The following is a 9,411-nucleotide window of genomic DNA, read 5'->3' on the forward strand; positions in this document are numbered from 1 at the left end:
GGCGAAGCTCAATGCCATCGCTGGATTTTTGCGAGATGTAATAAAGCGAATCGCCTGCCACGGTGAAATATTTTGGCGCTGCCCCGGTGGCGATTTGACCGATCCGAACCGTATTCGACGCGCGACCATCGCTTTTGTAAAGGTAATGGTTCGTTCCCTCGGAGAGGGTAAAATAGAGCGCGCCTTTGAATTCGGTTAAATTGCTAATCGTGCTGCTGGCCGCACCCGGCGTTAAATCCGATAGCAGGAAGGTGCCGCCTTTGGTGCCGTCCGAGCGCCAGAGTTCGGTGCCATTCGCCGCCGTGGTTGCCGTGTAATAGAGCAGGCCATTTGCGGCGGCCCATTTCGGCTGCACGCCCGCGCTGAACTGCCCGGCCGGGCCGACCTCGATATCGCCAACGGCGACTTCGCTTCCGGGCGTGCCGAGAGTGCTCCACAACTCGAAGCCGCCGACGCCATCATCGGCGGCAAAGAAAACGCGATCAGACAGGCTTACGTCATTGCCGGTCCCAAGGCCGGTGGGGGTCGGAAGCCCATAGTCTTGACCGCGAAAGGCGACTTGATCGCCCTGATAAAGCGCACTGCCGTATAAAGGATCGATCGATTCGTAGAGTTTCTGCGCCTCGGCAACCGCGCTTTGGCGTTCGCGCACGGTCGAATCGTCACGGATGCTGCTTTGGATGATATTCGCGCCCGCACGGTAGCGTATTTCAGCCTCGCCGTAAGCATCGGCTTGAATGCTGTATTTTTCGCGCTGCTGAGCCGCTTCAGCAGCCTTTGCTTGCTGCGCTGCGGCAGCGCGCCCGAGATCGGCTTTTGTTTGAGCGAGGGGGCGGTTAACTGTGCTGCTGGTTTCGATCTGCCCGGTGCCAAGCCGCGCCAAAGCCCGATCCAGTGTTTGCTGGGCACGCTGTAGGGCGGTGACTGTCAAGCTCGAAACCATTGCTCCCTCCGTCTGAAAGAAGCAAGATAACTCAAATTTTATGAGAATTCTATGATAAAAGAATAATCCTTTTAGGTTATAGGGTTTCCCAGGTCTCTTTAGTTTTCAGTTGAATCTATTGTTCCGGCCAAAAGCCAGTCTGACAGAGTTTTCTCGGCGCGGGCCGGATCGGCAGGCAGGGTGAGAAAATCCAACGAAGCGGGCCGTTCGGCCAGCAGCCCCTTACCGAGATCATCGGCTTGATCGGCGAGCGCGAGGCTACTGCGCTCCCCGCCCGTGAAAATAATCGCATCGACTTCCGCGCGTAAGGCGGCCATCGCCCGCCCGCCCGCTGCACCGCAATCGAGAATGACATAGAGTGGAAGGCTCGGGAATTCCCCGCGAATCGCTTGCCCCAAGCTCGCCATCCAGCCGACGCCGACCTGTTCGGCGGCGCTATCGGCGGAGAGCAGTGTTAGGCCGGTGCCGAGCGCCTGCGCCCGCGTCGCGGCCTGCCGGGCTTGGGCGAGATCATAGACCGTCACCATCGGCGGCCAGGCGAAATCGGATGCCGTCATTCGGCGTCTCCCTCAAAGAAAACCGCCCCTTCCACATATGCGAAAGGGGCGGTCTTAGATCAATTGGATGAACTGATATTAAATCAGCTTACCCATCGCCGCTGCCGTATCGAGCATGCGGTTCGAGAAACCCCATTCATTATCGTACCAGGAGAGCACGCGGACGAAAGTCCCGTCGATTACCTGGGTTTGGGTCAGATCAAAGGTGGAGCTGGCCGGATTATGGTTGAAGTCCGACGAGACCAGCTCTTCCGTGGTGGTGCCGAGCACGCCCTTGAGCTTGCCGGTCGAAGCCGCCAGCATCGCGGCGTTGATTTCATCGACCGTCGTCGGCTTTTTGGTGACGATGGTCAGATCGATCAACGACACGTTCGGCGTCGGCACGCGGATGGAGGTTCCGTCCAGCTTACCCTTCAGTTCCGGCAGCACGAGACCGATGGCGCGCGCGGCCCCGGTCGAGGTCGGGATCATCGACAGGGCGGCGGCGCGGGCGCGGCGCAGATCCTTGTGCAGGGTATCGACCGTGTTTTGATCGCCGGTATAGGCGTGGATGGTGGTCATGAAGCCGCGTTCCAGGCCCACGGTTTCATTCAGCACATAGGCGACCGGCGCGAGGCAGTTGGTCGTGCAGGAGGCGTTGGACACGACGAGGTGATCGCGGGTCAGCTTGTCGTGGTTCACGCCGAAGACGACGGTCAGATCAACCCCATCGGCGGGGGCGGACACGAGCACGCGCTTGGCCCCAGCTTCCAGATGCTTGGCGGCGGCGTCGCGCTTGGTGAAGATGCCCGTGCATTCGAAGGCGATATCGACGTTCAACTCTTTCCACGGCAGCTTCGCGGGGTCGCGTTCGGCGGTGACTTTGATCTTGCCCTTGCCGAAGTCCATCCAATCGTCGCCGGTGGTTACGTCGAACGGGAAGGTGCCGTGAACCGAATCATACTTCAGCATGTGGGCATTCGCCTTCACATCGCCGAGGTCGTTGATGCCGACGACAATCAGATCGTCCCGGCCCGATTCGGCCAAGGCCCGCAGCACCAACCGACCGATACGGCCGAAACCGTTAATCGCAACGCGAATAGCCATGAGATTTTCCTCCATTCAAACCGCCGAAAGGGGCGATTCTTCGTGTTTTCTGTAGTGAAATTACACGCGCGCTTTGACCGCTGCAACCACGGCGTCGGCGGTAATGCCGAATTCCGCATAAAGCCGTTCTGCCGGGGCCGAGGCACCGAAGCCCTGCATGCCGATGAACAGCCCCGCGTCGCCGGTGAACCGCTCCCAACCGAAGCCGCTGGCGGCTTCAATCGCAATGCGCGGGGCGGTGCCGAGCACTTCGGCGCGGTAGGCGGCGTCCTGCTGGGCGAAAAGCTCCCAGGACGGCATCGAGACGACGGCGACGGGGATTCCGGCGGCGGCGAGGGTTTCCTGGGCTTTGATCGCCAGCGAGACTTCCGTGCCGGTGGCGAGGAGCGTGGCCTTGCGCGCGCCCTGGGCCGGGCTCAGCACATAAGCACCGCGCGCGGTGAGGTTCTGGGCGTCGGCATCTTTGCGCAGGGCCGGAACGGCTTGCCGCGACAGCGCCAGCACCGAGGGGCCGGGTAGGCTGACGGCGAGCGCCCAAGCTTCCAGCGTTTCCACCGCGTCGGCGGGGCGGAAGACCTTCAGGTTCGGAATGCAGCGCAGAGCGGCCATATGTTCGACCGGCTGATGGGTCGGCCCGTCTTCGCCGAGGCCGATGGAATCATGGGTCATCACGTAGATGACCTTCTGGTTCATCAGCGCCGAGAGGCGGATGGCCGGGCGGCAATAGTCGGTGAAGACCAAGAAGGTGCCGCCGAACGGAATGATGCCGCCGTGCAGGGCCATACCGTTCATCGCCGCCGCCATACCGTGTTCGCGGATGCCGTAATAGACGTAAGAACCGCCGTAATTGTCGGCAGAAACGCCGGTATCGGCCTTCAGCTTGGTCAGGTTCGAGCCGGTGAGATCAGCCGAGCCGCCGAGGAAGGTCGGCACGACAGGGGTGAGAATTTCGATAGCCTTTTGCGAGGCTTGGCGGGTGGCAAGACTCGGGGCGTCGGCCACCAGTTGGGCTTTGGCAGCGGCAACCGTCGCGGCAAAAGTGCTGGGAAGCTCGCCGCTGATGGCCTGTTCGAAGGCGGCGCGCAGGTGGCCATCGGCCTTGTTCAGCCGGTCGGTCCAGGCCGTGAAAGCAGCCTGGCCCCGGCTGCCCGCCGCGCGCCAGTCGGCCAGAATATCCGCCGGGATGTCGAAGGGCGCGTGCGGCCAATCGAGCGCGGCGCGGGCGCCGGCGATTTCTTCCGCCCCCAGGGGCGAGCCGTGCGAGCCGGAGGTGCCCGCCTTCTTCGGTGCGCCATAGCCGATAGTCGTGCGGCAGGCGATGAGAACCGGCTTATCGCTTTTCTTGGCGGCGGTCAGCGCGGCATCGACGGCGGCGGCATCGTGCCCGTCGCAGCTCAGTACCTGCCAGCCGGCCGCCTGGAAGCGCAGGGCTTGGTCTTCAGACGTCGACAGCGAGGTCGGGCCGTCGATGGAGATGCGGTTATCGTCCCACAGCACGATCAGGCGGTTCAGCTTCAAGTGCCCCGCCAGCGAAATCGCTTCCTGGCTAATGCCTTCCATCAGGCAGCCGTCGCCCGCAATCACGTAGGTGTAGTGATTGACCAAATCCGTGCCGTATTTGGCGTTCAGCACGCGCTCGGCCAGCGCGAAGCCGACCGAATTGGCGATGCCCTGACCCAAGGGGCCGGTGGTGGTTTCGATCCCCGCCGCATGGCCATATTCCGGATGCCCTGCCGTGCGTGCGCCCCACTGGCGGAAATTCTTGATTTCTTCCAGCGTCATATCGGCATAGCCGGTGAGGTGCAGCAGGCTATACATCAGCATCGAGCCATGCCCGGCGGACAGGATAAAGCGGTCGCGATCCGGCCAATCGGGCGTTGCGGCGTCGAAGCTCAGATGCCGGGTAAACAGAACGGTGGCGACATCGGCCATGCCCATCGGCATGCCCGGATGCCCCGACTTGGCCTTTTCCACCGCGTCCATCGACAGCGCGCGAATGGCATTCGCCATCTGCTTCTGGCGCGAAACGTCTAAGGGCGGTAAGCTATTGGTCATGATCGTTTTTCCGTTCGAAGGGGCGCGGGTGCAAAGGCCGAGGGGCACGCTTGGGTCAAAACCTAAATCGGCGGGACCATAGCAACCCACGAAGGCGCGTCAATATCCTTCTGACGCAAGATTTGTAACGGGGATAATCCTTGGAATGCGCTTGTTCATAGCGCCTCGGCCTTAATATGATTGTCCCGCGTGTGCGAGTAGGTTAGGGAATAGGCTATGGTAATGACGGATAGTCGATACGCGCAGGCCGTAAACAGGGTTGAAGCCGCTTTGGCTCGCCTTGAAGGGGCTATTCAGGCGCGTCCCCCCGTGGACCCCGCCGAAGTGTCGCGGGTCGCCTCTGCCTTGCGTGCGGCAGAAGAACAGAATGCGGCGCTGGTGCTGGCGAACCGCCAAGCCGCCGAACGGCTGGAGCAGACCATCGGTCGGCTTCGCGGCCTGCTGGCGACTTAAACCATGAGCGACGCGCGCACCGACGGGGGAAACACTGGGATGCCCGATCTCGATATCGTCGTGAATGGCCGAACCTACCGCGTTGCCTGCGGTCCGGGGGAAGAAGAACGGCTCCGGGCGCTGGCGGGCGAGGTCGATAATCGCATCTCCGGGCTGGTCCGCAGCTTCGGCCAAGTGGGGGAAGCCCAGCTTCTGCTGGTCGCGGCCCTGCTGCTCGCCGACGAACTGGATGAAAACCGGGCGTCGCAGCAGCGATTACAAGGGCTGGACGAGCGCGCCGCCGATGCGCTGCACGCATTGGCCGACCGGATTGAGCAGCTTGCGGGTTCCCTAGAACACGCCTAAGGTGACTCCGGTAGCTGCCTGGTGCGTCAGGCCAATATTTCCCTGGGGCCAATGACGATCCTTCGGGAGCTGTCCCTGTCTAGATCCTGGTCTAGGTATATGGCGCCCACCTGCTTGCGCAGGCCACAGAGGATTCTGTGCCAACGGCCAAGGCGGCTACCACGGTTTCGAATATTTTAGACCATTGGAATTTGCCTTTCCCTTTTGGGAAGGGTGATTGCGCTTTTCGCACATGCGGTATCTGTCGTGCGTTTACCTAAAATTCTTTTCTTCCAGTCCTGACTATATTAATATCCGGTTAAGATTGCTTCCTAGAGTTGCCGGAGTTGTGCCGTGGCCTTCTCTCCTTTGCCAGCCCATGCGCGAGGTCTTGATCCGGCAATGCTGACGCCGGGGTCTGCCGCGTGGCACACAGCCCCGCTGGAGACCCGCAAAGCTTGGCATCGGCGGCAAGCGCGCGTGCGGCGCAAACTGGCGGCGCGGGCGGAACCGGGATCGGCCTTAGCGCTGGCGGCGCATCTTGAAAGCTTTCTGTCCAAATATCCGCCGGGGTGCCTGTCTGGCTATTGGCCGCAGGGGATGGAGCTTGACCCGCGCCCGGCGATGGAGCGGCTGGCTCAGCGCGGCTGGACGCTCGCCTTGCCCGTCGTCGAGGATATGAACAAGCCGCTGCTGTTCCGCCAATGGTCCCCCGGCGATACGCTGGTGCATGCGCTGTTCAGCACCGAGCCGCGCCCGGAAGCGCCGCTCTGTGATCCCAATGTGATCTTGGTGCCGCTGCTGGCCTTCGACCGAGTGGGGCAGCGCTTGGGCCAGGGCGGCGGCTTTTATGATCGGACTTTGGCAGTGCGCCCGGGGATTCTGGCGATTGGAATCGCTTTTTCAGATCAGGCCTGCCCGTTTGACGCCGATGATCCTCTTTCCCTTTTGCCCGTTGGCCCCTATGACAAACCTTTATCGGTTATCGTAACCGAACGGGGTTGCCGGCATTTCCCGCAAGAGTCTTAAAAACTCTCCTGCGGCCGTCGGTGGGGGAGCTTAGGCCGATGCGCGTACTCTTTTTTGGCGATATTGTGGGCCGGTCGGGCCGGGATGCCCTGCTAAAGCATCTGCCGGGGCTGAAGGCTGAGCTTTCCCCGGATTTCATTGTGGTGAATGCCGAAAATGCGGCGGGCGGCTTCGGGCTGACGCTGGAGATCGCCAACGAGCTGTTCGCGGCGGGAATCGACTGCCTCACCTTAGGCAATCATTCGTGGGATCAGCGCACGCTGCTCACGCAAATCGACGCCGAAGGCCGCATTATCCGCCCGATCAATTATCCACCAGGAACGCCGGGGCGCGGCGCGGGGCTCTATACCAAAGGCGGCAAGAAGCTGCTGGTGGTGAATGTGATGGGCCGCCTGTTCATGGACCCGCTCGACGATCCCTTCCGCACGCTCGACGCCGAACTCTCGAAATACCGGCTGGGCGGCAGCGTCGATGGTATTTTGATCGATGTGCATGCCGAAGCGAGTTCCGAGAAAATGGCGCTGGGGCATTATCTCGACGGGCGCGTGTCCTTCGTCGTCGGCACCCACACCCATGTTCCCAGCGCCGACGGGCGACTGTTACCCAAAGGTACGGCCTATCAGACCGACGCGGGCATGTGCGGCGATTATAACAGCGTCATCGGCATGAAGGCCGATCCGGCGGTCGCCCGCTTCGTCCGCAAACTGCCCGGCGAGCGCCTGACCCCGGCGGAAGGCGAAGGCACGATCTGCGGTGCGCTGGTAACGCTGGGGGCAAATGGGCTCGCCGAAGCCATCCGCCGGTGCGGCGCGGGCCGGGGTTGCTGGAGGCTTAACCTACTCCCACACACTCCGGCGCGGGCGGGGGCGGGAGAGGGCGGGTGCCCATTGGTCGGGGATCGGTGAATAGGCCGGGCGTTTTGAAAATCCGGCTATTCGGCTTGTAGAAGAGATAGCCCTGACCGTGGGTAACGCCGAGCGTGGTGAGGATGGCGGCCTGGGCTTCGGTTTCGATCATTTCCGCCGTGGTTTCAATGCCAAGCTCTTTGCAGAGCGACAGAATGGCGCGCACGAACATGCGGTCGCGGTCATTGCTCTGGATGTTTTTGACATAGATGCCGTCGAGCTTGACCACATCGACCTTGAAGGCGCGCAAATAATGGAGAGCGGCGGCCCCCGCGCCAAAATCATCGATGCAAACGCGGTATTCCAGCGCGCGCAGCTTATCGATAATCCGGCCGACGCGGTCTAGGTCGCGAATGGCGGCCGACTCGGTCACTTCGATCAACAGGCGTCGGCGCAGTTTGGGATAACGCCGCAGCAATTCTTCAAAATCATTGACGAAAAGCTCGGATTCGAGCGATCCGCCCGAAATATTCACGGCAATGTCATAGGCTTCCGGCTCGGCATCCAATTGCTTCAGCACTTGGCGGCAGATGGACATATCGAGTTCCGTCACCATCCCGACCTGTTCGGCGAAGGTCACGGTTTCGAAAGGGGAGGAGCCGTCCGGCAGGCGCGACAGCGCCTCCTGATGGTGAATGCGCCGGGTCTTCAAATCGACAATCGGGTGAAAAACCATACTGAAACCGTGAGAGGCAAGAATATCACGGATCGAGGTGACGCGGGCGACCGTGTCCTTCATCAACTCGCCTAGGCTTTCATTCAAATTCGTGACGGTAAAATCGCCCTTTTGCGTTTCGGTAAACTTCGTGACGGCATAAATCAGCGCGCGGCTGGCATCGACCACATTGATATCGGTAATATCGATCTTCAATTCGCTGGCGGTGACTTCGACGCCCTGGCCTTCCGGATCAAGTTGCCGTGCCAGCGCTTCCACCTGTGCCTTGATGTCGCGCGCATCAACCGAGGCTTCGTGCAGAACGCCGTATTTATCGTCGCTGAGGCGCACCGCGCTATCGCCGCCCTGGCTTTGGCTGGACAGCAGCGCGCCGAGCGCCCGTTGAAAGGCGGCTTGTTCAGTCGCATCCAGCCGCGCGCCGAGGTCCGAAACGCCCTGCAAATCCACCATCGTCAAGCGCAGCGGCTCTTGATCGGGGTGCTCTTTGGCATATTTTAAACGGCGGGTGGCGATTTCGGTAAACGCATCTTGAGTGAGCAGGCCGGTCGAACGGTCGCGCTGGTTCGGGCCTTCTTCCAAACGCTCCAAGGCGCGCGGCAAGCCATCCTCAGCCACATCCAAACGGTTCGCAAACGATAGGTAGAACCGATCTTGGCGCTCCGGCAGGGGAAAACCCGCCACCGATCCGGCCGACATCCGCCCGCCTTGGACGGTCATGAACAGCGACTGCGGGCGCAGGCGCAGGCCATTGGTAAGGGCGGTTTGGACTTCTTTAATCAGGCCCCGGCTGGTTTCGGCCAACAGGCTTGCGAGAGGCCGTCCAATAAGATCATCCGTCGACAGGCCGGTCAGCGAGTAGCTCGCGCCGAAGCAATAGGTGATTTTCATCCCCGCATCGACTTCCAGCAAAAGCTCGGCACGGGAGAAGGAAAACGCCAACAGCCGCGCGCGATCTTCGCGCAACCGGGCGAGTTTGGCGTCGGAAACGGTGGCGGCGCGCGAGGACACTCCCTCTATCGGAGCGGAGGCCGTTACACTGGTGCCAGAACGAGCAGGGGTAACGGCAGATTTCACGTGGCCGTGTCCATAAGGCAGGAAAACTTACTCAACTAGGGTAGCGGGTCCGAAACCTTACCGCAAGAGTTCAAAACAATTTAAGCATAAATTCTGTATTAAGCTTTTATTAACAATAAAACGATTGTCATTATTAAGAAAACGCTAAAGAAATGGGAGGATTGGGTTACGAACGCGCCTGCGCCAGTGTTTCTGCCTTCATTTCCAGCTCCAACCAACGGTCTTCGAGCGTTGCAAGCTGCGAGCGTAACGTTTCTAATTTTGCCGAAGCATCCGCGAAGCCTTTAGGATCTTTGGTGTAAAAAGACG

Annotated in this window: 9 protein-coding genes and 1 other RNA gene; 5 read left to right on the forward strand and 5 right to left on the reverse strand. The window is 60.9% G+C overall.

Features of this window, described 5'->3' with window-relative positions; genetic code table 11:
* The 4 genes from VZ95_RS09555 to tkt form a co-directional block, all read right to left on the reverse strand.
* A partial coding sequence (locus VZ95_RS09555) for an ELWxxDGT repeat protein (protein ID WP_045775639.1) occupies nucleotides 1–943 on the reverse strand: 943 nt, incomplete at its 3' end.
* 98 nt (nucleotides 944–1,041) lie between these two features.
* A complete protein-coding gene (locus VZ95_RS21855) occupies nucleotides 1,042–1,500 on the reverse strand; it encodes a hypothetical protein (protein WP_052711645.1) in 459 nt (152 codons plus the stop codon).
* Nucleotides 1,501–1,578: 78 nt separating this feature from the next.
* The gene (gap, locus tag VZ95_RS09565) at nucleotides 1,579–2,586 is read right to left on the reverse strand and encodes a type I glyceraldehyde-3-phosphate dehydrogenase (protein WP_045775645.1); all 1,008 of its coding nucleotides are present in this window, start codon (nucleotides 2,584–2,586) and stop codon (nucleotides 1,579–1,581) included.
* A 60-nt stretch (nucleotides 2,587–2,646) separates the two neighbouring features.
* Nucleotides 2,647–4,641 (reverse strand): transketolase, encoded by a 1,995-nt coding sequence (tkt, locus tag VZ95_RS09570; protein ID WP_045775640.1) that lies wholly within the window; start codon nucleotides 4,639–4,641, stop codon nucleotides 2,647–2,649.
* 222 nt (nucleotides 4,642–4,863) lie between these two features.
* Here tkt and VZ95_RS23995 point away from each other — a divergent pair, with 222 nt between their 5' ends.
* The 5 genes from VZ95_RS23995 to VZ95_RS09585 all read left to right on the forward strand — a co-directional run bounded on the left by VZ95_RS23995 (nucleotide 4,864) and on the right by VZ95_RS09585 (nucleotide 7,352).
* The gene (locus VZ95_RS23995) at nucleotides 4,864–5,094 is read left to right on the forward strand and encodes a hypothetical protein (protein WP_156995204.1); all 231 of its coding nucleotides are present in this window, start codon (nucleotides 4,864–4,866) and stop codon (nucleotides 5,092–5,094) included.
* Between the two features lie 3 nt (nucleotides 5,095–5,097).
* Nucleotides 5,098–5,439, forward strand: coding sequence for a cell division protein ZapA (locus VZ95_RS09575; protein WP_084627695.1), 342 nt, complete (start codon nucleotides 5,098–5,100; stop codon nucleotides 5,437–5,439).
* 8 nt (nucleotides 5,440–5,447) lie between these two features.
* A non-coding RNA gene (gene ssrS, locus VZ95_RS22955) (6S RNA) lies at nucleotides 5,448–5,602 on the forward strand.
* Between the two features lie 218 nt (nucleotides 5,603–5,820).
* Nucleotides 5,821–6,447 (forward strand): 5-formyltetrahydrofolate cyclo-ligase, encoded by a 627-nt coding sequence (locus VZ95_RS09580; RefSeq protein ID WP_052711646.1) that lies wholly within the window; start codon nucleotides 5,821–5,823, stop codon nucleotides 6,445–6,447.
* Nucleotides 6,448–6,485: 38 nt separating this feature from the next.
* On the forward strand, nucleotides 6,486–7,352 hold the full coding sequence (locus VZ95_RS09585) for a TIGR00282 family metallophosphoesterase (protein ID WP_045775642.1): 867 nt from the start codon (nucleotides 6,486–6,488) through the stop codon (nucleotides 7,350–7,352).
* Here the strand turns inward: VZ95_RS09585 and VZ95_RS09590 are convergent.
* Entirely contained in the window at nucleotides 7,279–9,036 is a 1,758-nt protein-coding gene (locus tag VZ95_RS09590) for an EAL domain-containing protein (RefSeq protein ID WP_045775643.1), read from the reverse strand. The two genes, VZ95_RS09585 and VZ95_RS09590, sit on opposite strands and share 74 nt — an antisense overlap.
* Nucleotides 9,037–9,411 lie beyond the last annotated feature (375 nt).

This window comes from Elstera litoralis, from assembly GCF_000963705.1.
Taxonomy (GTDB): Bacteria; Pseudomonadota; Alphaproteobacteria; order Elsterales; family Elsteraceae; genus Elstera; species Elstera litoralis.